The following is a 26480-nucleotide window of genomic DNA, read 5'->3' on the forward strand; positions in this document are numbered from 1 at the left end:
GTTATTTATAGATGATATAAATATATTTTATATAAGGAGAACAGAATGAATGTTTTTGATTTTAAAGTCTTTACATATGTGGCTCGTTTAAATAGTATTAGTCTGGCAGCAAAGGAATTACATATGACACAGCCAGCAATAACCCATATTATTAACAAATTAGAGAAACGATATGCTATAACGTTATTTGATCGCTCTAGACAAGGAACGATTCTAACTGAAAATGGCAAAGAATTTTTAGTTGGTGTGAATCGACTTCTAATGGAGTATGAAAAACTTGAGGAAACAGCTTTCCAGTTGAAGAATAAAAGCTTGTATAAAATTGTACTAGCTACGTATCCTTCCGTTACTGTATATTGTTTGGCGGAGTGTATTCAACTAGGGAATATTGATCATAGTCAATATGTACTTGCAGTTCGAGAAGGAAGCTATCAAGAAGTGTTAGATTGGCTATCATCAGGTAGTGCAGATTTTTCTATTTCTATAAAAGAAAATTTAATACAAGGATTTCATTATGATGTCATTGGTGAAGATCCGTATGTTATGGTTTCTTCAAAAAAAGTTCCGCCTAACCTTACTATTAATGATATAAAAAATTATCCTTTTATTATGCCGCTTTCTGGTTGCAAAGAAGTGCTCGAACCGTATTTGATGAAAAATGAAATAACAGTTAATAAAGTGATGGAGTCAGAATCAATTAGTTCAGCATTAGCACTTACTATACAAGTTAATGGCATAACAATCGTTCCGTTATCAGGACTACATAAGCAAATTATTCATGACTTCATTGTACAGCCGATAGAAATTACAATTCCACGACAACTTATTATGCAATGGTCACCTAAAAAAGAGAATGACCCGCTGTTTCTCGCGTTTGTTAAGAATTTATTAGCTCAACTACAGCAAAAGAAAAAATGAATATAATATTACAAAAGATAAGCTCATTTCACTAGAGCTTATCTTTTGTATGTATTACCAATAAAGAGCAGTATCATAAAATCCGATTAAAATAAGGAGAAAACCAGCTATACGCTGAATGCTATTTCCTATTTTCCTGCTCTTCTTTAGTAATGCCCCGTTTAATCCCAGATAGGAGATGAAGGACATTAATACGACGATAGGAAGAGCAGTTCCTATCGAAAAGAACGTTGGAAACAAGTACCCGTAATTAAATGATAAAGATAAAGGGATTAACGTTCCAAAAAATAGAACGAACATAGTCGGACAAAAAGCTAAGGAAAAGAAGAATCCGAGTAAAAATGAACCAACTTCATTTTGATTTCGTATAAATTTAATCGAGAAGAAATATCTTCTTTTTATAATACCTGACAACAGTAGCCCCATTAAAATTAATAAGGGTCCCATCATTTTTCGTAACCATGGAAAATACAAAGTCAATATTTGCTGAATCTCTTTTCCTAAAAACCATACTAATAGTCCAAGCGTCGTAAAAGCCATTATTTTTCCTAAAATGAATAAAAGTATATGTTTCCATACATGTTCCTTTTGTAAAGATTGGTTGCTATAAAGTGTAATAGCACTAATGTTTCCTGTTAATTGGCAAGGAGCAAGGGTACCTACTATGCCTAATAAAAACGAAAATAAAAGAGGTACAGATTTCGTAGCATTCGCGGCATCCATTAAAGGAGACATGAGTTGATAGCTCCATTCACTAATTGTTGAAAACACGTTATATTCACCCTTCTACTTAAATTGGAATGTTCCTTCATTAGCAATCTGCTTCCACGTATTACCCTCATCTGTAGAGAGGAATACATTTGATTTCATTGTAGCAAATACGATTTCGGCTGAATTTTGAGGGTTTTGTGAAATATACATAATTGCATCTTTAGAATCTAAAGGTGGAATTTGTATGTTTGTTTCTTCATTTGTAGCAATTGATTTCTTCGTTACGATTTGCTTATTAATAGGGGCGTAAATAACATCTTCATTACTTAATGTAATTGCGGTCGATTCAAGTGATTTAGAGAATAGTTCAAATGTATTTCCGTAATCTGTAGATAAGTAAACACCATCTTTAGTACTTACCGCGACTACACTAGATTGATCTGGATGTACTGAAAAGGAGTGGATTGCACTTGAAAGCCCCTTCAATTTACTAGTTTTCCATTCTTGTCCATTGTTCGTACTAAAGTAAAAACCTTGTTGCAATTTAGAATTTGGACGTTCATTGTATAAATAAATTGTTTCCGTATTATATCCGACAGCAAGGTTATGAAAATCAGATTCTCCATAAAAAGCTAGCTTTTCGAGAGTATTACCACCATCAGAACTTTTCATTAATCCTAAAGGATTTTTTAAATTTGCTCCTGGTTCAGGATGACCGCTGGCAAAGAACCCGTTCTTCGTTGCCTGAAAGCCCATATAATCATGTAGTCCAGTTTTAGCTTCAAGCCATTTGCCATTTTGATAAACTTTTATCCCGCTATGAGTGGCGATAGAAACCCCAGACATATTTCCTGCATAGCCAATTCCGTGAATGTGCTCGATTTTTCCAGATGTAATTTCTTTATAGAAGTCTTGCGGACTCGTATTTGCTGTTTCTATATTTTTTGGTTGAGATTGCGCCGTTTCTTTTTTCACTGGTGCTGTTTCGACGTTGCTAGAACATCCTGAAATTATTAATAAAGAAGTAATTGCTAACCCTGTTGCTACATAATGTTTCAAAGTTATGGCTCCTTTCCTATATATGAGATTTTAAGTATATGGAATAAATATCAAGAAATTGTGGAGTGGTATGCATAATTTAGCGTGGAAGAGGCCCGAGTAATGAAAATTCTCCTTTCGCTATGAGTATAATTAATTGACGAAAAATTATAACAATAATAGAATAAATTGTATTGATGATTAGTTTCATAAGCATACATAGAACACTAGGGGGATTATTATGAAATCAACATTTTTTGCTCAAAATAGAGAAAGACTAACGAAAACATTACCTGATGAATCCGTTACGATTTTATTTGCGGGACGAGCACCGCATATGTCAGCTGATGCCCATTATAAATTTGTACCGAATCGTAATTTTTACTACTTAACGGGAATCGATGAACCAAATGTTATTTTTATGCTGAAAAAGTTTGGGAATAGTGTAGAAGAGACACTTTTCATTGAAAAATCAGATCCAGTAATGGAAAAATGGATTGGGAAGACAGTTTCTAGCGAAGAAGCAGAGGGAATTTCAGGTATAAAGAAAGTTGTATATTTAGATAGCTTTGAAAAGACAATGTCAAATATACTTTTTACAGAAAATGCGAAGCATCTATATTTAGATATAGAACGTCGTGATTGGAATGGTACGGAGACAAAAACATTAGCATTTGCTAAACATGTAAGAGAAAAATACCCACACGTAACAATTGGTAATGTATATCCGAACATTTGTGAATTACGAGTATTTAAAACAGAGGAAGAAATTGAAATTATTAAAGAAGCGATTGCTGTAACGAAAGATGGTATTTACAATGTGTTAAAAAATGCAAAAGCAGGCATGATGGAGTATGAATTAGAAGCTCAATTTGATTTTACACTGAAATCATCTGGCATTAAGCACCATGCGTTCAATACAATTTTGGCGAGTGGGAAAAATGCTACAGTTCTTCATTATGAAGATAATGATGCACAAATTCAAAATGGTGACTTAGTATTACTAGATTTAGGTGCTCAAAAAGACTACTATAACGCTGATATTAGTTATACATTCCCGGCAAATGGAACATTCTCTAGTCGTCAAAAACAAATTTATAATATTGTATTAAAAGCATTAAAAGAAACAACAGCGCTTATTAAGCCAGGATTAAAGTTCGCTGCATTAAATGAGCATACAAAAAAGGTACTGGCAGAAGAGTGTAAAGCAATTGGTTTAATTCAAGAAGATGAAGAGTTATCAAAATACTATTATCATGGTGTCAGCCATTTCCTTGGTTTAGATACACATGATGTAGGAACATATAAAGATAGAGTGTTAGAAGAAGGTATGGTTATAACAATTGAACCTGGTCTTTATATTGAAGGAGAATCAATTGGAATTCGTATTGAAGATGACATTCTTGTAACGAAAGACGGGTATGAAAACTTGTCAAAAGATATCATTAGGGAAGTTGAAGAAATTGAAGAATTTATGAGTGTAAATAATGAACATGTAAAAGGAAACCAAGCTGTAGTTAAATAATAAAAGAGTCATCACTAATTTATTTGAACTTTATCTCGAACCGTGGACAATTAAAAAATCCATGATTCGGGATAGGGTTCTTTTCTTCGAAATACTAATCTTTAATTATTAATCCTAATAAAGTAGCAAACTGAACAGCTTGATATGTTGATACTTTACATCCTCTTAAATCGTTCACTGAAACTGTAAGTGTATCAAAGGTAGAAGAACTAATATCTATCCCCTTCAGTGATGTCTGATCAAAATTAGCTTCATCAAGACTACATAATTGGAATTCAACTTTTTTAAGTTTACAGTCAAAAAAATCTGCATTATTTAATGAAGTTTCATTGAAGATGATTTTTTCTAGTTTGGAATTTCCAAATGCCGCTAAATTCAAAATTGAATTCTCAAATTTAACATTTCCTAAGCTAGATTCTGTGAAATTTACTCCGATTAATTTACTGTTTTTAAATTCGACTCTGTGAACAGAAGAATTGCTTAAATTAACATTTGATAAATCACAGTTTTCAAAACAAACATCTGTAATATCAATATTGCTAAAGTCTGTATTAGTAAACTTACAGTTTTTTATCACCGCATCATATAATCGCACTCTATCTACAGATTCATTTTCGAAAGTGGAGTCTATAATTTCACACACTTCCAATGTTGGATCTTCTTCATAAAAAATATCTTGAAAATTCTTTGAAGATAACTCTGGTGAAATTTTTGGTCTATCAATTTTCATCGTATATCAATCCTCTTCTATTTGATATATTTGTGTAATTTGAGTCTATTGTCTTCTTGTAAGGAACATTAGTTCTTATTATACAAAAATGTAAGTTCTTTTGTGAAGAGCATTTTAGCTACATTTTTCTTATTTAATAATAGCAGTGTTATTGTTTCTTAAGAAATAACGTCAAAACAAATACGAGAACGGCTAGTATAGTCGCTACAAGGAAAATATTTTGTATTTCTAAAATATTCGCCTCTTGTAATGTCTCCGCTTTTAGTAATCTTCCAATTAGCTTACGTAAGATCTAATTACATCTCCTTATTTTCTTGAAAATCAACTTCTATAATGATTTTGAAAAAGAAAAAGGAGGGATTTTCCATGAAGCGATTTGTATTAACAGCCGTTACAGTCTCTGTAATATTTTTAATTGCTGCCTGTTCTGTGACGACAAATATAACAAATGATCATAAAAATATGAATGATAAAAAAACACTACAGACTGAAACAGCTACAACACCATTGAAAGTTGAAAAAGGACCAGAAGTTACTTTAATAGCGAAAGAAGAAAAGCAAAAATTAAGTAACGGTGTTATTGTTCCAGTCTGGACATTTAATGGCTCATCTCCTGGTTCAGAAATTCGGGTGAAAAAAGGTGAAAAGGTGAAAGTGACATTAAAAAATGAATTATCTGCACCAGTATCTATTCATTGGCATGGATATCCTGTCCCAAATAACATGGATGGAATTCCAGGCGTGACACAAGATGCAGTTGAACCAGGAAAAAGTTTCACTTACGAATTTGAAGCGAACGTACCAGGAACGTACTGGTATCACTCGCATCAAGATTCTGTAAATCAATTAGATAGAGGTTTGTATGGAGCGCTCATTGTAGAAGATACAAAGGAAAAATATGATAAAGATTACACATTAATGTTGGATGAATGGGTTACAGATAAAGAAGAAATGAATAAGCAGTTAAAAGAAATGACAAAAGGGCAAATAGGTAATAAATCTAAAGGTAATGAAAATGGGGAAAAGAATGATGATAAGAACGGCATGGCTCATTCTGATATGAACATGGGCAGTGATAAAAAAGACTCTAGTAATATGGGAGGAATGGACCATGGAAATATGAAGATGGAAGGTCATGATATGAGTATGTACGATTTATTCACAATCAATGGAAAAAGCGGTGATTTAGTAGCGCCATTAAAAGTGAATAAGGGAGATAACGTTCGTCTTAGACTCGTCAATGCTGGTTATCTATCACATGATATACATGTTCATGGCCATGATATAAAAGTAATTGCGACAGATGGTCAACCAATAAACGATCCAAAAGTTATAAAGGATAAAGTAATTTCAATCGCACCGGGTGAACGTTATGATATTGAATTTACTGCTAACAATTCGGGGAAATGGTATGTTGAAGACCATTCGAAAAATAAAGGTGCAAAAGGAATGAAAGCTGTTATTGAGTATGATGGCAGCAAAGAGATGAAAGATAAAACAGACGAAAAAGAAAAATTACCGAAATTAGATATGACGAAATATGGTGCTAAAAAATTAGGTAGTTTCACGTTAAATCAAGAGTATACTGCCACATATAATATGGACTTAAATACGCAAATGAATGGAAATGAAATGGTATATACAATTAACGGAAAGGTATTTCCAGATATTGACCCAATTCAAGTAAAAAAGGGTGATTTAGTAAAAGTAAAATTAGTAAATGGTTCTAAAATGGACGATCATCCAATGCATTTACATGGTCACTTCTTCCAGTTATTGAGTAAAGGTGGAAAACCGATAGAAGGTTCTCCAATTGTGAAAGATACATTGAACTTAAAACCGGGAGAAGAATATGAAGTAGCCTTTGTAGCAGATAATCCGGGCGATTGGATGTTCCACTGTCATGATTTACACCATGCTTCAGCTGGGATGGTAACAGAAGTAAAATATACAGATTACAAATCGGATTATGTTCCAAACCGAAACATTCCTAATAAGCCAGAGTAATATTAAGCAGTTATCCTATGGATAGCTGCTTATTCATTTTTGTTGCAAGTACTAATGTATGTGTTGATCATGCCCGGATGTAGGTGAGGGAGTATGATCTGGGAATGTCGCGAATACGGCAACGATAATTACTACACTAATTGAAAGTAATGACAAAAAACGCTGTTGGATAAAAGTAGAAAAGTTCTCCGATAATAATTGAATCACACAGGACATAGTAATCGTTATAGTAAGTAAAAGGCTAATGAACAATATACTATGAGCTTGTTGAGCGTTTAACATTTCTGTAATCATTGCTCCCATCATACTTGCCATTAATCCAGAGAACATTCCTTCTAAAGCGGTATATAGGTGAAAACGTAGACCGATTAAAAAGCCGATAAAACCACTAATTGAAATAGCAAGCAAAGTAGAATATAGTAATTCCTCCTTAAAGAGAATGCCTAAGTAAAAACCAATACTTAAACCGATACTCATACTAAAAGACATAATAAATACCATATACTCCATTAGGGTACCCTTACGTTTGGAAATATAGGATGTAATAAGAATCGAAGTACAGCAAAGTGTTAAGGTAGTTAACGTATAAGCAAACATTATGATACCTCCTTGTCCTATCGTTCATTTCATCATATGTTTATATGGAGGGTACTTATGCTTATTAATATCTGCATATTATCTGCACAATTTCATAGATGTAGGCAAAGAGACGTTTGATTTTTTAGGGCGTCTTTTTTAATTATAAGCATGTGAAAGAAATTGTTATATTATGAGTTTCTATTGTGAAGCCATAAAGAATAAGCGTATAATATTATAGGTCTCACATTTGCGAGACAAACCGCGAATGATAAATAAGATTGTTGTTTTATCATCGCTTCTAAACATATAGACAATGAAAGTAACACTGGAATACAGATAGGGAGTTATAAAATGAAATTAATTATTGCCGAGAAACCAGATCAAGGGTTGGCTCTTGTTTCACAGTTTAAATATCGCCGGAAAGATGGATATTTAGAGGTAGAAGCGAATGAGTTATTTCCAAATGGAGCGTACTGTACATGGGCAATTGGTCATTTGACGCAGTTATGTAATCCAGAGCATTATCACGCAGAGTGGAAAAAATGGTCACTTAATACGTTACCGATGATTCCAGAGCGTTTTCAATTTGAAGTAACAAAGTCAAAGTATAAACAGTTTAACGTTGTGAAACAGCTGTTACATAATCCACAGGTAACAGAAATTATTCACGCAGGCGATGCTGGGCGTGAAGGGGAACTGATCGTACGAAATATTATTAATCTTTGTAACGTGCAAAAGCCGATGAAGCGTCTATGGATTTCGTCTTTAACGAAGCAAGCTATTTACCAAGGGTTTAAAAATCTACTTGATGAATCAGATACAATTAATACGTATTACGAAGCATACACAAGATCTTGTGCTGACTGGGTTGTTGGTATGAATGCATCACGTGTCTTTAGTATTTTGCTAAAGAAAAAAGGAATGAATGATGTATTTTCTGCTGGTCGTGTCCAGACACCAACGTTAGCATTGATTGTAAAGCGAGAGAAAGAAATTGAAAACTTTAAGTCAGAGCCTTTCTGGGAAGTGTTTGCAACCTTTAATATAGAAGGAAAGAAATATGACGGAAAATGGGAAAAGGATAATGAATCCCGCTTAAAAGACCCTGATATGGCGAATAAAATTGCGGCATTTTGCCAAGGGAAACCGGCTGTTGTGAAGGAAATGAAAACGGAGCGTAAAGAGTTTCAGCCGCCACTTTTATTTAACTTATCATCACTGCAAGCAACGGCAAATAAAGCCTTTAAGTTTTCACCGAAAAAGACGCTTGATATAACGCAAGCACTATATCAAAAAGGGATTGTTTCTTATCCACGTTCAGATTCTAACTATGTTACACAAGGAGAAGCAGCGACGTTCCCTGATATTTTACAGAAGTTAAGTCAGTTTGATGAATATAAAGGCTTATTACCGGCTCCGGTTGAATCCATTATGAATAACAAGCGTTATGTAAATGAAAAGAAAGTAACAGATCACTACGCAATTATTCCGACAGAGCAAGTTACAAACCCAAGCAGACTATCAGGTGATGAAAAGAAAATATACGATATGATCGTAAGAAGGCTTATTGCAGCTCATTATGAAGTTGCAATCTTTGACTATACAACGATTGTAACGCTTGTAGATGAACGTGCTGAATTCATTTCAAAAGGAAAACAGCAAATTCAAGAAGGTTGGCGTAAAGTTATTTTCCAAGACGATAAAGATGACGAAACCATTCTTCCAATTGTAGCTGAAGGCGAAGAAGGAAAAGTTGTAAAGGTGAAAGTGAAAGAAGGAAAAACACAGCCACCGAAGCGCTATACAGAAGGACAACTTATTACGTTAATGAAAACAGCTGGTAAGTATTTAGAGAATGAAGAGCTGGAGAAAGTATTAAAGAAAACAGAAGGTTTAGGTACGGAAGCGACTCGCGCAGGTATTATTACGATGCTGAAAGACCGTAAGTATATAGATGTAAAGAAAAACCAAGTGTATGCGACTGATAAAGGAAAAGTATTAATTACCGCAATTGGTGATAAAATACTAGCTTCACCAGAAATGACTGCGAAATGGGAACAACGTCTTGCGGAAATTGGTGAAGGTACAGCTTCACCAGCTACATTTATGGAACAGACGAAAAAGCTATCAGCTAAAATTATTGAAGATGCAGTGGAAATGTCTGAGAAGTGGGATTTCACTGGACTACATGTTGAATCGATTGAACGAAAAGGATCGAAATTTACAACGGGTAAAAAGGTTGGTAGCTGTAAAAAATGTGATGGCGATGTAATTGATAAGTCAACGTTTTACGGTTGTTCTAACTATAATACAACGCAATGTGATTTCACCATTTCAAAGAAGATATTAAGTAAAACAATTTCGCAAAAGAATATGACAAAGCTCTTAAAAGGTGAAAAGACTGATTTAATTAAAGGCTTTAAAAAGGGCGAGAAAACGTTTGATGCGAAATTAGAGTGGAAAGATAATAAGATTAATTTTGTATTTGAGAATTAATTTGTTAAAAGAGCATGACATAAAACTGTCATGCTCTTTTGTTTTTCTTTTATATAAAATTTAACGATAAAAAAAATCCTTTAAATAATAATTTTTTATTGTAAAACGATAAAACTTGTATTAAAATCAAAATCATAATAAATGAGTGAGGTGCTTTTGTTAAAAGGTAACAACCTTATTTTTAAAATTAGAGGAGGTATAACTATGAACATTAACAATTTGATTGTTAAAAATATGGATAACCCCCATGAGTTGGAGAAGATGTATAGAAAAGATCCGAAAGCTTTTAAAAAAGCATTCTCACAAGCATGGGACCAAAACCCTGATTCTCAAGTTCTAGGTGCTTGGTATGAAAGGTTGCATTTCAAGGAGAAAGTAAATAAAGAAAAAACATCTTTGTTTCAAAAAGGTTTCTTATTCATGGGCCTTTTAGCTATTCTGGCCGGCATAAGCACCAGGATCATTTTCCACTTTGTTGAGCAGGAAGCAATTGCTCCAATTAACTTGGCTTTTGGTGTAATTCCCTTTATTGCTGCTTATTTTGTTTACAATAATACTCCGAAAAAAAGTATTATTTATTCCCTTGCAGCGTTGTTCCTAATTTCCGGGTATTATCTTAATACGCTGCCAGTAAATTATAAAGACAGTACCATACTTGCGTATTTACATCTTCCTATATTTTTATGGGTCTTAGTAGGGCTTGCATTTACAGGAAATGAATATTCAAAAGGCAGTACAAGATTAGCCTATATTAAATTTAATTTAGAATATTGCCTTCTCTACGGGAGCATGGCAGTGAGCGGAATGATACTTGCGGTATTCACCATGCGTTTATTTAGCTTTGTTGACTTAGATATAGGAGAATTCTATTTTAGTAATGTTGTTTTATTTGGAGCAGCGGCTCTCGCTATTGTGACTGCATACTTAGTATCAATGAATCTTAAGCTTGCTAAAAATATTACACCATACATATCTAAAATTTTTAGTCCTCTCGTCCTGATTACCTTGCTTATCTATCTTATAACGGTAATTTGGGTCGGGAAAAATCCATTCTTGGATCGCAATTTCCTAATGGCCTTCAACGGAATACTGCTTGGCGTATTGGCTGTTACTATATTTTCTATCGTTGAGAGTGACTCGGACGAGAAAAAGAACATTTCAGATTATATAAATTTTTCCTTAATTGTTCTGGCGCTTATTATTGACACTGTCGCATTGTCAGCCATAGTATTCAGACTTTCTTCTTACGGGATTACACCTAATAGACTTGCTGTTTTAGGAGTAAACATACTGATTTGGGCAAATCTCATTTGGATTATGTTTGCCTATATGCGTTTCTTGCAAAATAAATCAGGACTAAAAGCTATCCAAGATGCCGTTACGAAGTATTTGCCAATATACGGACTTTGGGCAGCTTTCGTTATATTTACGTTTCCTATCATTTTTAATTAGAAAGGATCTGTTAATGCGGGAGTGGTGAGGGCTAATAATCATTGGGGGATGAACAAAACCCCCAATGATTAAAGTTTCACTTTATTACAATTGGTATTATTACGTTTGTAGTTTCGGTAATTTCATTTGTATTGATAAATAAGAAGCAAGTGTTGTATGTAATCTTTCCATAATAAAAACCGTCCCAAAATGGGACGGCTTTTATTATGCGTATTGCCGTTTTTTCTTAATAAGCAACAAAACTTGTGAAACAAAAGCTAGTACCGGTAACTCAATCAACGGTCCAATAACGAGTGCAAGTGCGATAAGAGGCTCGTCTGGAAAAGCTGTTACAGCGATAGCGAGTGCAACAGGTGAGTTTCTTGCTAACGTTGTTAAGCTTAGACTTACTGTATCTTTGTAAGATAAATGCATCATGCGCCCGATAAATTGTCCTAGTAAGAAATTAATGATGAAGAACAATAGAACAGGAACGAGTAATAATAAAACGACATTCATATTTTGCAGTAAATATTTACCTTGTGATGCAAACATCGCTACTATTGCTAAACTTAAAAATACAATTTGAGCAGAGCTGAAAAACGGAATGAGTTTATTCTCGAGAGTTTCAGCTTTTTTCATTTTATTCATAATGAACTTTGTAGCGTGTGCAAGTATAAATGGTAAGACGATTACGATAACAATACTTTCTACTAAAACAGAAATCGCTACAGTTTTCATGACACCAGCAAATAAAAATAAATAAATGGGAAGGAGCAGTACTTGCAAAATTAAATTTACAGGTAAAATTGCAGTAGAAAGTGCTACATTACCTTTCGCTATTTCAGTAAAGATTAAGTACCAATCTGTACATGGAGTAACCATTAACATTATAAATCCAACCCAAAGTGCTGGATGATCGGAAAGAAATAGTGCTCCTAACCCCCAAGCGAGTAAAGGTGTCCATAAGAAGTTAATAGTAAGACTTGTTCCAGCAAATTTTAAATTGCGAAATCCGTTTTTTATTTCTTTTAATGGAATGCTGAGGAATAATCCATATAGCATGAAAAATAAGAAGGGGACAATAAATTTGTCTGAATACGTATGTATCATATTAAATTGTCCGAGTACGATGCCGCATGTAACAGCAAAAAGAATAATAAAAGTTTGAATCTTTTCTATAGTGCTCATGAATAAATCCTTTCTATATATGAATTTTCCTCTCAAAGTTTATTATATAAGTAATAAAGATGTATTTGGTGTTCAATTGTATTTTAGTTAATATTTTTAAATTGAGATTTTATTTTTTATTAAAAGTTACTTGACTAAAGTAAGTGACTATATTACAATCACTTACATAAGGTAATTAAATAATAAAAAGTTGTGATAGCGTAACTTAAGGTATCTATTGGAACTTTTTCTTAGAATAAGAATTTTTATGATGATGAATAATGAATATGAAAAGAAAGATTAGGTGAAGAAAATGGGACTATTTAGCTCATTATTTGGTAAAAAAGAAGAAAATACGAATGTAGAGGGGAATAAAAAAATGTCAAAAGTATTATTTGTAAAAGCAAACGATCGTCCAGCGGAGCAAGCAGTTAGTTCAAAAATGTATGAAACATTTGTAAGTACTTATAAAGAAGCAAATCCAAATACAGAAATTACGGAATTAGATTTATTTGCATTAGATCTTCCTTATTACGGAAATATCGCGATTTCAGGTGGATATAAACGTAGCCAAGGCATGGAGTTAACTGCTGAAGAAGAGAAGGCAGTTGCTACAGTAGATCAATATTTAAATCAGTTTTTAGAAGCTGATAAGGTTGTATTTGCATTCCCATTATGGAACTTTACAGTACCAGCGCCATTAATCACATATATTTCATACTTATCTCAAGCTGGAAAAACGTTTAAATATACAGCAAATGGCCCAGAAGGTTTAGTTGGTGGTAAAAAAGTAGTTGTGTTAGGTGCTCGTGGTTCAGATTACTCTTCAGAGCAAATGGCTCCTATGGAAATGGCAGTTAATTACGTAACAACGGTACTTGGATTCTGGGGAATTACAAATCCAGAGACAGTTGTAATTGAAGGACACAATCAATATCCAGATCGTTCACAACAAATTGTTGAAGAAGGTCTAGAAAACGTTAAAAAAGTAGCAGCAAAATTTTAATTCATGATAGTAAATGGAAAAACCAACATGGATGACCATGTTGGTTTTTTAGTCTATTTTTCATGTTAAAAAATGTATATTTATAAAATAAAAGAAAAGTTCGAAAATAGTATTGCAAAATATTATATAGCAAACTATAATGAGTTCAAGAATAGTTGATACTTAAATTAAATATTCAGAAAATTCAATTAGTTAAAATTGGAAAATGAGATAAGGAAACTTGAATGGGGGTTATATTATGGCGAATAAAGTACCGTTTTCGTTCATAGTAGTTATTGGATTAATGTTATTTGCACTATTTTTTGGAGCGGGAAATTTAATTTTCCCAGCGATGCTTGGTCAATCAGCAGGAGAGAATGTATGGATTGCTAACGCTGGATTTTTAGTAACTGGTGTTGGATTACCATTACTAGGTGTGCTAGCATTTGGTTTTTCAGGTAAAGATGATTTGCAGTCGTTAGCTAGTCGTGCTCACCCAGTGTTTGGGATTGTGTTTACAACAGTTTTATACTTAGCGATTGGTCCGTTATTTGCAATACCGAGAACAGGAAATGTTTCTTATGAAATTGGTCTTAAACCGTTTATGCCAGAAGGAGTAGGTTCTACACCTTTAATTCTTTTCACAATTATATTCTTTAGTATCACTTGTTTTTTTTCGCTAAATCCCGCGAAAATTGTCGATATTGTTGGAAAAATCTTAACACCAATTAAGTTGACTTTCATCGGTATTTTAGTAATCGTTGCTTTTATACATCCGATTGGAGATATGCAAGCACCAGTGGAAGCTTATACATCACATGCATTCTTTAAAGGATTCCAAGAAGGATACTTAACGATGGATACGCTTGCATCATTCGTATTCGGGATTATCATTATCAATGCTATTAAAGAAAAAGGTGCGAAAACGAAAACACAAATTATGGTCGTTTGTGCAAAAGCGACAATTATTGCAGCATCTATTTTAGCAATTATCTATACAGCACTTTCTTATATGGGTGCTTCAAGTGTTGCAAAGCTTGGACATTTAGAGAACGGCGGAGAAGTATTAGCGAAAGTTTCTAACTACTATTTCGGATCATATGGCGGAGTATTATTAGGATTAATGATTACAGTAGCTTGTTTAACAACTAGTGTGGGACTTGTATCAGCATGTTCTTCATTCTTCCATAAGTTATTCCCAAATGTTCCTTACAAAGCAATTGCAATCACGCTATGTGTATTTAGTGCAATTGTTGCAAATGTAGGATTAACACAGTTAATCGCAGTTTCTGTTCCAGTATTAACAGCAATTTATCCACTAGCAATCGTATTGATTTTCTTAACATTCTTCCATTCATTATTCAAAGGAAGAGCTGAAGTTTATCAAGTGAGCTTAATCGTAACATTTATCATCAGCTTATTCGATGGATTAAGTGCAGCTGGAGTTAACATTGAAGTAGTAAGCCAAGTGTTCACTAAATTCCTTCCGATGCAGGAAGTAGGATTAGGCTGGATCTTCCCAGCGATTATCGGTGGATTTATCGGATATGGACTTAGCATTTTAAAAGTGAAAAACCAAGTTCAACCAGCAACTAGAGCGGATAAGAAAATAGGTTAAATAAAAAAAGTTATAGAACTTGTTTCTATAGCTTTTTTTGTTACTATTAATAATGAGAAAAAATAAAGTAGTAGGGGAAATAAAATGAAAAAAACAATTGATCATATCGGAATCGCAGTTCGTGATATAGATAGTACGATACGTTTTTATGAAAATGTGTTACTAGGAACTTTAATAGATCGTTACGTAAGTGAAGCTCCTGGTGTGGAAAGCGAAGTAGCCATTCTTGAAGTGGATGGAGATAGAATTGAATTACTTGCACCGACGAATAATACGACATCTCCAATTGCCCGTTTTATTAAACAAAAAGGTAAAGGTGTTCATCACGTTGCGTATCGTGTCGATGATTTAGATGTGGCTCTAGAAGAGTTAAAAGAACAAGGTATTCGGACATTAGAGCATACACTACGCATTAATAAGCACGGTAGAAGGTTAATTTATCTTAACCCAGCGGATACTGAAGGAACGATTATCGAGTATTGTGATTATCCGGAAGAGAAATAGAAGAGGGATATTTTTTTAAAGGTGTTACGTAATAACGTAATACCTTTTTATTTATGTATTTCACATTTTCTTCACAAATGATTCACGATAACTTTTCTTCTTTGATAACTTACATAAATATATTTTATGATATAATAACAATCGGCTTTAAAAATGTAAGTTGTATCTATCATAATAGTTACTATTATATTGGAAGTTTAGAGGTGGAAGAGAAATAAAGAGTTATACTTTCTAGAAGTTTATATTTAATCAGGTTAATATTTTGCCCAGAATCAAACATTGGAAGTTAAAGTAATGAAAATAGAGCAATGAGGAAGAAAGAAGTGAAATGAGTGTGAAAGTAATGAAAAGGTTAGGGACATTGTTATTACTTGTGTGTGTGCTTATCATATTGATCCCGCAAAGTGCATCTGCTCATGCGTACGTTGTGAAATCAAACCCTACTGAAAATGAAACATTGAAGAAAGCACCATCTGTTGTAAAAATCGAATTCGATGAGGACATACAAGTTTCACGTTTTAATACATTGTACGTGAGAGATACATCAGGTAAAAGGGTCGATTTAAAAGATGCTCATATTGATAAAAAAAATAAAAAACTATTAGAAGCCGGATTAAAAGAAAACCTCAAAAATGGTCTCTACTCTATTCAGTGGAAAGCTATTTCAGCTGATGGACATCCAATTCAAGGGGTTATTCCATTCCGTATTGGATTAGCGGAAGCGGAAACAGACGATGTACAAGTGGAAGAGATGGGGTATGTTCCGCAAATTGATATGATCATGGAACGTGGAATTTTATATACAAGTTTCTCACTATTTATAGGAGTGCTATTCTTTAATCTTATTATGTATAAAGGGAATGCAACCTCGGTTCGATCAAGGAGTAAGAACATAATATGGATTTCCTTATTAGGGATATTTACTAGCTTGTTATTCAATCTACCACTGCAAGCGAAAATAAATGCTGATGTTTCATGGCTAGAAGCATTCAATCCTTTACTATTAAAAGAAACGTTACAGCTTTCTGTTTTTAGTTATGTTTGGATTACTCAAATGGTTCTCATTAGTTCGCTTATAATCGTTACGTATTTTGCGATGAGGCGTGAGAAGCTATCGTCTTTTAAAGTATGGAGTATTCCAATAGTGCTGTTTATTGGAATACTTGTTATGAAAGCATTTAATAGTCACGCATATGGTTTAAAGTTTAAAGATATTGCTGTTGTTATGGATTTTTTACATTTATTCGCAGCTTCATTATGGATTGGTGGTTTATCGTCTATTATTCTTCTGTTACGTAAAGAGGATAACAAATGGAATATGTATTGGGATATGATTAAGCGTTTTTCACCGTGGGCAACATGCGCTGTCATTGTGATTTTAATAACAGGTCTTTTTAACAGTACATTTTTTATTCCAACAATCCACTCGTTATTTGATACGAAGTATGGATTAGCTTTACTAGCAAAGATACTTTTATTCGTTTTCATGGGGATATTGGGAATTATTCATTATGTGAAAGGGAAAATGAGAGCGGAGCAAGGATTAGGTGCTACGGTGAAAGTAGAGTTTATCATTGGAATTATCATTTTCGTCATCGTAGCTTTTATGACAAACGTACAAACACCACCGATGCCTCCTACTGGACCTTTTACAGAGAGTAAACAATTAGATAATGGATATGAAATGACGCTAAATGTAAGTCCTAATAGAGTAGGACAAAATATATTCCATATTACTTTAAAGGATGAGAACGGACAACCCGTTACTGATATGGAACAAATTATATTAACGACTCAATCGTTAGATATGAATATGGGAAAAGGATCATTTAAAGTTTCGGCAGTTTCACCGGGAGAATATGAAGCAGAAGGTATGTATATTAATATGACAGGAAACTGGAATATACAAGTACACGGATTAACGAAATCGCTTGATAGCTTCGATACGGATTATAAATTTATTGTAGGTGGCAGATAAAGTGAAACTTTAAGCAGCCCTCATCAATTGGGCTACCCGGCGAATAGCGGGATAAAGAGTAGGTATAGATAAAAAGGAGCTAATTGAAAATGGAACGTATAAAAAAATTAGGAACAACAATGATCGCAACAGCAATTACAATGGGAATGTTTTCGTTACCTGTTAGTGCGCACGTTACTGTGAAGCCAGCAACTTCTGACATCGGTTCTTGGGAGACTTACACGATAAAAGTACCAGTTGAAAAGAATATAGCAACAACAAAAGTTACACTGAAAATACCGTCTGGTGTGGAATTCCAACAGTATGAACCAGTGCCAGGGTGGAAAATGGAAGAGCAGAAAGATAATGCCGGAAAAGTGAAAACTGTAGTATGGGAAGCAATAGGAGAAGGGATTTTACCCGGTCAGTTCCAGCGATTTACTTTCGTCGCTAAAAATCCGGATAAAGAACAAAAAATAGCTTGGGATGCATATCAACAATATAAAGACGGAGAAATTGTTGAATGGACAGGCGATGAGAAAGCTGAAAAACCGCATTCACTTACTACAATTGCAAAAGGTACGTCATTAACAGGAGAACATGGTGAAGTATCTAATGTAGAAAAGAATGAAGGTACTAGTAATATGCAGTTGATAGCAATTGTTTTATCTATTTTGGCAATTGTATCTTCGGTAGGTGCGTGTGTTTTTGTAGTGCGTCGTAAAAAATAAGATATAAAAAAGAGCCTACAAATAGTAGGCTCTTTCTCATATTTATTTCACTTCAACCTGCTGCCCTACAGCAAGTGTTTTCGGCTTTATATTTACAAAACAAATGCTCACAACAATAAATAATAGGCCAATAAATAAGCTCATTGTAATGGCTTCATGTAAGAAGATTGAACTTACAATAATAGCGATAAGGGGAATAAGGAATGTATAAGCCCCTACTTTACTCGCTTCACCAGCTCCAACGAGTGTGAAGTATGCAAGCCACCCCATTGCAATAACAAAGAATGAAATAAAGAGTAGTACACTAACAAATGGCATACTCCAAGCAATACTAGACCAACTTTCAAATTCTGAGCCAAATCCGATTAAACAAAGACCACCGATAAGAAGCTGAATTGTTACCATCCAAATGGCATTAACGCGGTGACCAGTCTTCTTAATGAATACTGTGCCAAGTGCCCAGCCAATAGCGCATCCTAACGCGAGAAGGATTCCAATAACAGAAATATGTCCTGTTAAACTGCTTGAGCTAATAACACCTACACCAATAAATCCGAGAACAAGCCCGAAAATTTTCAAGCCGTACATTGATTCTTCAAGCCATATCCACGAGAAAATACCGAGTAAAACTGGTTGTAGAAATACAATGGCGGAAAATAACCCAGCAGGCATATATTGAAGACCAACAGTTTGTAACCCGTAAAATATAATGATGTTAAGTAAAGAAGAAATAACGTATAAATGCCACGTTTCTTTTAAATGTAATTCTTTATATTTGGGTAGAGCGAAAAGGAGTAAAATGAATCCTCCAATTAAAGTTCGAACGCCTGCAAATAAAACGGGTGGTGTATAATGCAGGGCAAACTTAGATAAAGGCCAATTGATTCCCCACATGAAAACGAGAAAGGTAAGGATTATGGCCGTCTTAGTTCGAGAAAGCTGTGTCACGGTAAGACCTCCTTGTTGTTATTCATTTCACTATGATATGATATCGAATGTAATAAATAAAATGAATCTTTTTTATAAGGAGTATAAGTGATTAGTTATGACTATTACACAACTGCAACTATTAATAAAAACTATTGAGTTAGGCAGTTTTACGAAGGCTGCCAGGGTGTTAAATATGACGCAGCCAGCTGTAAGTCATGCAATTTCAAGTATTGAGTCAGAGTTAGGAGTTACGATTCTTATACGTGATAAACGACAAGGATTACTCGTTACGGATGTAGGAAACAGAATTCTTGTACATATTAGAGAGATTTTGAACGGTGTAGAGAAGATTGAACAAGAAGTTGCGATGGAGAAAGGACACGAAGTGGGGACGATTCGAATTGGGAGTTTTCCGAGTGCTTCTGCACATTTCTTACCGAAAATGATAAACCATTTTAAGGAGAAGTATCCGAGCTTAGAGGTCGTTCTTTGTGAAGGAACAATTAAAGAAGTTGAAGATTGGTTAATATCGAGGGTTGTTGATATAGGAATTGTTATTTTGCCTAATAAAGAGATGGAGATTGTCCCGTTAACGAAGGGAAAAATGGTTGCTATCTTAAGAGAGGATCATCCTCTTTGTAAGAAGGACTCTATTACAATTCGTGATTTGGAGAATGAACCGATCATATTATGTAAGGGCGGATACGAACCACCCATCATTGATATGTTTAAACAAGCCAACGTACCACTTCGGGCTGAGTATGTAATTTCTACCGTTACTACAGCTTTAAATATGATTCAAGAAGGATTAGGCATTGCAATATTAGCTGAATTATCTTTAACGAATTTACCACAGAATGTGCAAACGAGAGAATTGGAGCCGCAAGTATGGAGAGAAATTGCTTTAGCTGTTCCTTCATTAAAGGATTCTTCAATCGCTGTACAGCTATTTATTGAAGAATTTCAAGCGCTATTTGCAGAATAAAAAGGGGTGTCTCATATATCATAATGGGGCACTTTTTAATTTGCTTATAAAAAATCTATGAAAAGGATTGACTTATTTTTTAGTTGTAACTATAATGATTACATCGAGGTGGTGATTACGATGAAAATTAGTAGCCGCTTTTCCATAGCTGTTCATATTTTATCTATTTTGAAAAACAATCCATCTTCACTTTGTACTTCAGACTATATGGCTGAGAGTGTCAATACAAATCCAGTAGTCATTCGTAAAATCATGTCGTACTTGAAACAAGCTGGCTTTGTTTACGTAAATCGTGGACCGGGTGGCGCGGGATTACTAAAGGATTTACATGAAATCACATTGTTAGATGTGTATCATGCAGTGAACGTAGTCGAAGAAGACAAGCTATTTCATATTCACGAGCAACCGAATCCAGATTGTCCAATTGGGGCGAATATTCAAGCGGTGTTAGAAATTATTTTAATTCAAGCACAATCCGCGATGGAAGAAGTTTTGAGAAATATTACGATGGGGCAGTTGTTTGAAACTTTGCAAGAAAAAATGAATGCTTAAATAATATTTATATTTTTTTATCATCAATGTAACTGATTTGATTACAACGATAAGGTAAGGTGTAAAAGTTATGACTGTAAAAATGAAAGTATACTCAGATTTTATATGTCCGTTTTGTTTTTTAGCAAAAGGTCCATTAGATGAGGTAGCGAAAGAGAAAGATGTAGAGATTGAATGGATGCCATTTGAATTACGTCCAAGTCCATATTCAAAAATAGATCCATGGAATGAACCAGAAAAATTAGGTTCATGGGATGCTTTCATTCTTCCGACAGCGAAGAAGTTAGGAATTGATATGCGCTTGCCACGTGTTTCACCACATCCATATACACATTTAGCTTTCGAAGGATGTCAATTTGCGAAAGAACGTGGACTAGGTAATGAGTATCATCACCGCGTATTCACAGCATTTTTCCAAGAAGAGCAAAACATTGAAGATATTGATGTGTTAACAAAATTAGCGGTAGAAGTAGGACTTCCTGAGGCGGAATTTAAAGATGCTTTAGTAACTCGTAAATATAAAGAAAAGCATCAAGAAGCAATTCAACACGCATATGATGAAGCGAATATTATGGCTGTTCCAACTGTCATGATTGGAGATGAAGTCATTCAAGGACTTGCTAGTAAAGAAACACTAGAAAGGGTCATTGATAAAGAAATTGAAAAGGATAAAACAAATTCATTTGAAGGTATGCAATGTAATACCGATGGATATTGCTAATTCGCTTGTTATGAAATAACAAAATAAATGATAAAACAAACATTTGGAGGAATTAAAATGTCAGCAACTACAACAAACTTAAAAGAAGCAATCGTGAACCGCCGTTCAATTCGTAAAGTAACAAAAAACGATGCAATTACGAAAGAAAGAATTGAAGAAGTGTTAAAAACAGCTTTACACGCACCAACATCTTTCAATATGCAAAGTGGTCGTATGGTTGTATTAATGGATGGAGAGCATGAAAAGTTTTGGGATATCGTTAAAGAAACACTAAGAGCACGCGTACCAGCAGAAAACTTTGAAGCGACTGTAGAAAGACTAAAAGGCTTCCATGCAGGTGTAGGAACAGTTCTATTCTTTGAAGATCAAGCAACTGTAGAAAAAATGCAAGAAAATGCCCCATTATACAAAGATCAGTTTCCATTCTGGTCTCATCAAGGAAATGCGATGTTACAACATACTGTGTGGATGCTATTATCTGCTGAAGGAATTGGGGCGTCATTACAACATTACAACCCAATCGTAGATGCTGAAGTGAAAGAAACTTGGAACATTCCGGCAGAGTGGAGCTTAGTAGGTCAAATGCCATTTGGTGAACCAAACGAACAACCAGCAGAAAGAACGTTCTTGCCTACTGAAGATGTAGTGAAATTTTATTAAGAAATACAATATGTAACGAGAAGGAAGCTGTGCTTAAAAACAGCTTCCTTTTTTGTAGTGGTGTTAATTTATGCGCATTTAGGGAAGAAATATAAGAAATAATACGGTGAGAAGGGAATTAGAAAAATGAATGATGAGAAAAAATATACAGTGGTAGGTACTGATGTTGAGGAAGTAAAGCGTTTAAATAAAAATTCAGGGTTAACGTATAATCAAGTGAAAGAAATGTTAGCAAAGCAAATGCAAAAAAAGAAGTAATTAGATTGAAATCTTTCATTTTTTCATTTAGCATTTTGATTGGAGAGAGTTAAGTAAAAGGTAACTCTCTTTTTTGTATAGCTAAGCATCTTATAGAGTGGAGGAAGCAACATGAAGAAATGGGTAAAGGTAACGCTGTCTATCACTGGAGGCATTGTCTTATTAGCGTGTGCCGGCGGATATTACGTGTATAAAAATTATTTTCCAAAGGAACCTGAGCGTATTGTATATGATAAAGAAAGAGTGCTACAACCGATACATAATCAGCTTAAAGGAATCAATATAGAAAATGTAAAGATAAAAGAAAGAGAAGTCGTAAATGCGACTGTAGATGAGCTTCAAAAAATGATTGATGATGGAAAGTTGTCATATGAAGAATTAACGAGTATTTATCTCTTTAGAATACAAGAACATGATCAAAATGGAATAACATTAAATTCTGTTACAGAGATAAATCCTAATGCGATGGAAGAAGCAAGAAAGTTAGATCAAGAGCGGGGTAGAAACAAAAATTCGAATTTATATGGTATTCCTGTCGTTGTAAAAGATAATGTACAGACGGAAAAAGTGATGCCGACTAGTGCAGGAACTTATGTATTAAAAGATTGGATTGCAGATCAAGACGCAACAATTGTGAAGCAGTTGAAAGAAGAAGGAGCATTTGTTTTAGGAAAAGCGAATATGTCTGAGTGGGCGAACTATTTATCTTTTACAATGCCAAGCGGGTATAGCGGGAAGAAAGGACAAAATTTAAACCCGTACGGTCCGATTACATTCGATACTTCAGGATCAAGTTCAGGATCTGCTACAGTAGTTGCAGCAGATTTTGCGCCGCTTGCAATTGGAACAGAAACGACGGGATCGATTGTTGCACCAGCGGCGCAGCAATCAGTAGTTGGGTTACGTCCATCTTTAGGTATGGTAAGTAGAACAGGAATTATTCCATTAGCTGAAACTCTTGATACAGCAGGACCTATGGCAAGAACAGTAAAAGATGTAGCAACGTTATTTAATGCAATGATAGGTTATGACGAAAAAGATGTTATGACAGAAAAAATGAAAGATAAAGAAAGAATTGATTATACAAAGGATTTATCAATAGATGGATTAAAAGGGAAAAAGATAGGGCTTCTTTTTTCTGTAGACCAACAAGATGAAAATAGAAAAGTAGTAGTAGAAAAAATTAGAAAAGACCTTCAAGATGCAGGTGCGATATTAACTGATAATATCCAGTTAAGTGCTGAGGGTGTAGATAATTTGCAAACATTAGAATATGAGTTCAAGCATAATGTAAACGACTATCTTTCACAGCAAAAGAATGTACCGGTAAAATCGTTAGAAGAGATTATAGCGTTTAATAAAAAGGATAGTAAAAGACGAATAAAATACGGACAAACATTAATTGAAGGGTCTGAAAAATCTGCTATAACGAAAGAAGAGTTTGAAAACGTAGTGCAAACGAGTCAAGAAAATGCAAGAAAAGAGCTAGATAGGTATTTAGTAGAAAAAGGTTTGGATGCTCTAGTTATGATTAATAACGATGAAGTCCTTCTATCAGCTGTAGCTGGTTATCCGGAATTAGCGGTTCCTGCTGGATATGATAAAAATGGAGAACCAATCGGTGTAGTGTTTGTAGGGAAACAGTTTGGTGAAAAAGAGCTTTTCAATATTGGATATGCGTATGAACAGCAGTCCAAAAATAGAAAATCACCTAGTTTATAAAAGATTATATGAAAAATAACTGCCACCGAAATTATGTTGGTGGATTCCAGTTAAACGAATCTAACAATATGAAAAGAAAAAAAGGATTCTTCTCAATTAGTAAGAAAGATTGTCTATAGGAGTTCATAAAATGTAATATATTCAATTTCCATCCATTGAAGGGGGAGGTTAATTCTTAATGAATGAAGTAAAGAGTTTTTTTCGAAGTAGAGGGTTTCAACGGTTTCTCGTTTTAATAATAGTAGCGCTTGTATTATACGCATTAAAAAGTATGATTAATTTAATATTAATTACGTTTATACTGACGTTTTTAATGGATCGATTTCAACGTTTTATTTCAAGAAAATTGAAAGTAAACCGGAAAATTGTTATTGCATGTTTATATATAATACTAGTTTCCTTTATAGGCACAACATTATATAAATATTTACCTGTGCTGACGATACAAATTTCACAATTAATTTATCAATTTAAACTGTTTTTTCAAAATCCACCTGATAATGAAATCGTTAAATATGCACTTTCGACAATTAATGGGATGGAAGTATCAAAATATATAGAACAAGGTGTAGACGTCATATATCAATCAATAGCAAATATAGGGAAGGTAAGTTTACAAATATTATTATCTCTAATTTTAAGCTTATTTTTCTTATTAGAAAAAGAGCGTATTATTACATTTACATCAAAGTTTAAAGATAGTAAGTTAAAAATCTTTTATGAAGAAATTGCATATTTTGGTGAAAGATTTGCAAGATCGTTCGGCAAAGTAATTGAGGCTCAGTTTTTAATTGCCGTTGTAAATTGTATTCTTACTGTCATTGCATTAATCGTTTTAGGATTTCCACAGCTACTTGTATTAGCTGTTATGATTTTCTTACTAGGGTTGATTCCTGTTGCAGGTGTAATTATTTCTTTGTTTCCACTTTGTATCATTGCTTACAACGTAGGCGGAGTTATATACGTAGTATACATACTCGTATTCATAACAGTAATCCATGCTCTTGAAAGTTATTTTTTAAATCCGAAGTTTATGTCTGCAAAAACAAATTTACCAATATTCTACACATTTATGATTCTCATCTTCTCAGAGCATTTCCTTGGAATATGGGGGCTTATTATCGGGATACCAATCTTTATCTTTTTATTAGATGTACTTGATATAAATAATGAGAATGCGACTAAAAAATAAGAAATGATAGAAAATCACTAAAAAGTCATAGGAGATAATGAAAATAAAAAGCAATCCAAAATAAATTGGATTGCTTTTTATCTTAATTAAAGAACTGGAGCCATTGTTTCTTTCAATACTTGAACAGAGTGGTCGAATTTTAATTCTTCATCTTCACTTAATTCAACCTCTAAAATTTCACGAACACCGCCGCGATTTAAAACAGCAGGTACCCCGATATAAACATCTTTTTGACCGTATTGACCTTCTAAGTAAGCTGATACAGTTAATACACTATTTTCGTCGTTTAAAATTGCTTTTGTAACACGTAGAAGTGACATACCGATACCATAATAAGTTGCGCCTTTACGCTCAATAATATGGTAAGCTGCATCACGGACGTTTATGAAAATTTTGTCTAAATCTTCTTGATTATACGTGTTGTCTTTTTCAAGCAGTGTTTGTAGTTTTTGGATACCAACGGAAACATGGCTCCAAACTGGAAGTTCAGTATCGCCGTGTTCTCCGATAATATAAGCGTGAATGTTGTGTGGACCAATATCGAAGTACTCACCTAACATATAGCGGAAACGAGCAGAATCAAGCGTTGTACCAGAACCGATTACACGTTCTTTCGGTAAACCAGATTCTTTCCAAGTTACGTAAGTTAAAATATCTACAGGGTTTGTTGCGATTAAGAAGATGCCATCAAATCCGCTATCCATAATACTGCGAACGATTTGTTTGAAGATTTTAGCGTTTTTCTCAACTAAATCTAAACGTGTTTCGCCTGGTTTTTGTGGTAATCCAGCTGTAATAACTACAAGGTCAGCATCTTTACAATCTTCGTAGCTGCCTTTCCATACTCTAGTTGGAGCTGGTGCGAATGGAACAGCATGACTTAAGTCCATTGCTTCCCCTTCAGCTTTTGCCTCATTTACATCGACTAAAACAAATTCTTCAGCTACAGCCTGGTTAATCATGCAGTAAGCATAACTACATCCAACTGCTCCTGTTCCTACTAATACAACACGGTTAATACCTTTTTTCATTTCAAAATTCCTCGCAATTTCATTGATTT

Annotated in this window: 24 protein-coding genes; 17 read left to right on the plus strand and 7 right to left on the minus strand. The window is 34.1% G+C overall.

Going from position 1 to position 26480, the window contains the following annotated elements; all coding sequences use genetic code 11:
• Positions 1 to 45 precede the first annotated feature (45 nt).
• Complete coding sequence (locus ACTL4X_RS09310) at positions 46 to 918, plus strand: LysR family transcriptional regulator (protein WP_001100328.1); 873 nt, start codon at positions 46 to 48, stop codon at positions 916 to 918.
• Positions 919 to 972: 54 nt separating this feature from the next.
• Here ACTL4X_RS09310 and ACTL4X_RS09315 read toward each other — a convergent pair whose 3' ends face one another.
• Together ACTL4X_RS09315 and ACTL4X_RS09320 are read right to left on the minus strand one after the other, a co-directional pair.
• On the minus strand, positions 973 to 1689 hold the full coding sequence (locus tag ACTL4X_RS09315; protein ID WP_000493100.1) for an urease accessory protein UreH domain-containing protein: 717 nt from the start codon (positions 1687 to 1689) through the stop codon (positions 973 to 975).
• A gap of 15 nt (positions 1690 to 1704) precedes the next feature.
• A complete protein-coding gene (locus ACTL4X_RS09320) occupies positions 1705 to 2688 on the minus strand; it encodes a F510_1955 family glycosylhydrolase (protein ID WP_000683843.1) in 984 nt (327 codons plus the stop codon).
• Between the two features lie 220 nt (positions 2689 to 2908).
• Here ACTL4X_RS09320 and ACTL4X_RS09325 point away from each other — a divergent pair, with 220 nt between their 5' ends.
• Positions 2909 to 4192 (plus strand): aminopeptidase P family protein, encoded by a 1284-nt coding sequence (locus ACTL4X_RS09325; protein WP_000842983.1) that lies wholly within the window; start codon positions 2909 to 2911, stop codon positions 4190 to 4192.
• A gap of 94 nt (positions 4193 to 4286) precedes the next feature.
• Here the strand turns inward: ACTL4X_RS09325 and ACTL4X_RS09330 are convergent, their stop codons facing one another.
• Entirely contained in the window at positions 4287 to 4922 is a 636-nt protein-coding gene (locus tag ACTL4X_RS09330) for a pentapeptide repeat-containing protein (RefSeq protein ID WP_000687270.1), read from the minus strand.
• 366 nt (positions 4923 to 5288) lie between these two features.
• Here ACTL4X_RS09330 and ACTL4X_RS09335 point away from each other — a divergent pair, with 366 nt between their 5' ends.
• A complete protein-coding gene (locus tag ACTL4X_RS09335; protein ID WP_086692921.1) occupies positions 5289 to 6929 on the plus strand; it encodes a multicopper oxidase family protein in 1641 nt (546 codons plus the stop codon).
• Between the two features lie 51 nt (positions 6930 to 6980).
• On the opposite strand, the gene ACTL4X_RS09340 is transcribed toward ACTL4X_RS09335, so the two are convergent.
• Entirely contained in the window at positions 6981 to 7526 is a 546-nt protein-coding gene (locus ACTL4X_RS09340) for a hypothetical protein (protein WP_000458537.1), read from the minus strand.
• Positions 7527 to 7859: 333 nt separating this feature from the next.
• Between ACTL4X_RS09340 and topB the strand changes: the two genes are divergently transcribed.
• Positions 7860 to 10004, plus strand: a complete 2145-nt coding sequence (topB, locus tag ACTL4X_RS09345; protein ID WP_000766771.1) for a DNA topoisomerase III — start codon at positions 7860 to 7862, stop codon at positions 10002 to 10004.
• A gap of 204 nt (positions 10005 to 10208) precedes the next feature.
• On the plus strand, positions 10209 to 11456 hold the full coding sequence (locus ACTL4X_RS09350; RefSeq protein ID WP_001024721.1) for a DUF4153 domain-containing protein: 1248 nt from the start codon (positions 10209 to 10211) through the stop codon (positions 11454 to 11456).
• 204 nt (positions 11457 to 11660) lie between these two features.
• On the opposite strand, the gene ACTL4X_RS09355 is transcribed toward ACTL4X_RS09350, so the two are convergent.
• Positions 11661 to 12626, minus strand: a complete 966-nt coding sequence (locus ACTL4X_RS09355; RefSeq protein ID WP_071740406.1) for an arsenic resistance protein — start codon at positions 12624 to 12626, stop codon at positions 11661 to 11663.
• A 292-nt stretch (positions 12627 to 12918) separates the two neighbouring features.
• Here ACTL4X_RS09355 and ACTL4X_RS09360 point away from each other — a divergent pair, with 292 nt between their 5' ends.
• From ACTL4X_RS09360 to ACTL4X_RS09380, 5 genes are all read left to right on the plus strand, one after another.
• Positions 12919 to 13611: an FMN-dependent NADH-azoreductase gene (locus ACTL4X_RS09360; protein ID WP_000522528.1), complete on the plus strand. Its 693-nt coding sequence runs from the start codon at positions 12919 to 12921 to the stop codon at positions 13609 to 13611.
• A gap of 238 nt (positions 13612 to 13849) precedes the next feature.
• Positions 13850 to 15208, plus strand: a complete 1359-nt coding sequence (gene brnQ, locus ACTL4X_RS09365; protein ID WP_001284786.1) for a branched-chain amino acid transport system II carrier protein — start codon at positions 13850 to 13852, stop codon at positions 15206 to 15208.
• Between the two features lie 84 nt (positions 15209 to 15292).
• Positions 15293 to 15712, plus strand: coding sequence for a VOC family protein (locus ACTL4X_RS09370; protein ID WP_000750850.1), 420 nt, complete (start codon positions 15293 to 15295; stop codon positions 15710 to 15712).
• A 328-nt stretch (positions 15713 to 16040) separates the two neighbouring features.
• Entirely contained in the window at positions 16041 to 17690 is a 1650-nt protein-coding gene (locus ACTL4X_RS09375; protein WP_000114308.1) for a copper resistance CopC/CopD family protein, read from the plus strand.
• An 89-nt stretch (positions 17691 to 17779) separates the two neighbouring features.
• Positions 17780 to 18400 (plus strand): YcnI family copper-binding membrane protein, encoded by a 621-nt coding sequence (locus ACTL4X_RS09380; RefSeq protein WP_000439685.1) that lies wholly within the window; start codon positions 17780 to 17782, stop codon positions 18398 to 18400.
• 42 nt (positions 18401 to 18442) lie between these two features.
• On the opposite strand, the gene ACTL4X_RS09385 is transcribed toward ACTL4X_RS09380, so the two are convergent.
• Positions 18443 to 19348, minus strand: a complete 906-nt coding sequence (locus ACTL4X_RS09385; protein ID WP_000192811.1) for a DMT family transporter — start codon at positions 19346 to 19348, stop codon at positions 18443 to 18445.
• A 97-nt stretch (positions 19349 to 19445) separates the two neighbouring features.
• On the opposite strand from ACTL4X_RS09385, the gene ACTL4X_RS09390 reads away from it, so the two are divergent.
• The 7 genes from ACTL4X_RS09390 to ACTL4X_RS09420 all read left to right on the plus strand — a co-directional run bounded on the left by ACTL4X_RS09390 (position 19446) and on the right by ACTL4X_RS09420 (position 25420).
• Positions 19446 to 20315 carry a LysR family transcriptional regulator gene (locus ACTL4X_RS09390; protein ID WP_078386319.1) on the plus strand — a complete coding sequence of 290 codons (870 nt, stop codon included), beginning with the start codon at positions 19446 to 19448 and terminating at the stop codon, positions 20313 to 20315.
• 120 nt (positions 20316 to 20435) lie between these two features.
• Complete coding sequence (locus ACTL4X_RS09395) at positions 20436 to 20867, plus strand: Rrf2 family transcriptional regulator (RefSeq protein WP_000704073.1); 432 nt, start codon at positions 20436 to 20438, stop codon at positions 20865 to 20867.
• Between the two features lie 70 nt (positions 20868 to 20937).
• Positions 20938 to 21588 carry a DsbA family oxidoreductase gene (locus tag ACTL4X_RS09400; protein WP_000216673.1) on the plus strand — a complete coding sequence of 217 codons (651 nt, stop codon included), beginning with the start codon at positions 20938 to 20940 and terminating at the stop codon, positions 21586 to 21588.
• A 57-nt stretch (positions 21589 to 21645) separates the two neighbouring features.
• Positions 21646 to 22248, plus strand: coding sequence for a nitroreductase family protein (locus ACTL4X_RS09405; protein ID WP_001277021.1), 603 nt, complete (start codon positions 21646 to 21648; stop codon positions 22246 to 22248).
• A 126-nt stretch (positions 22249 to 22374) separates the two neighbouring features.
• Positions 22375 to 22506: a hypothetical protein gene (locus ACTL4X_RS09410; protein WP_000997344.1), complete on the plus strand. Its 132-nt coding sequence runs from the start codon at positions 22375 to 22377 to the stop codon at positions 22504 to 22506.
• Positions 22507 to 22617: 111 nt separating this feature from the next.
• A complete protein-coding gene (locus tag ACTL4X_RS09415; RefSeq protein ID WP_000759479.1) occupies positions 22618 to 24228 on the plus strand; it encodes an amidase family protein in 1611 nt (536 codons plus the stop codon).
• A 178-nt stretch (positions 24229 to 24406) separates the two neighbouring features.
• Positions 24407 to 25420, plus strand: coding sequence for an AI-2E family transporter (locus ACTL4X_RS09420; protein ID WP_001006596.1), 1014 nt, complete (start codon positions 24407 to 24409; stop codon positions 25418 to 25420).
• 86 nt (positions 25421 to 25506) lie between these two features.
• Here ACTL4X_RS09420 and ACTL4X_RS09425 read toward each other — a convergent pair whose 3' ends face one another.
• Positions 25507 to 26451, minus strand: coding sequence for an L-lactate dehydrogenase (locus tag ACTL4X_RS09425; protein ID WP_000715321.1), 945 nt, complete (start codon positions 26449 to 26451; stop codon positions 25507 to 25509).
• Positions 26452 to 26480 lie beyond the last annotated feature (29 nt).

The sequence above is a fragment of the Bacillus sp. RE35 genome (assembly GCF_052146655.1).
In the GTDB taxonomy this organism is placed as follows: Bacteria; Bacillota; Bacilli; order Bacillales; family Bacillaceae_G; genus Bacillus_A; species Bacillus_A cereus.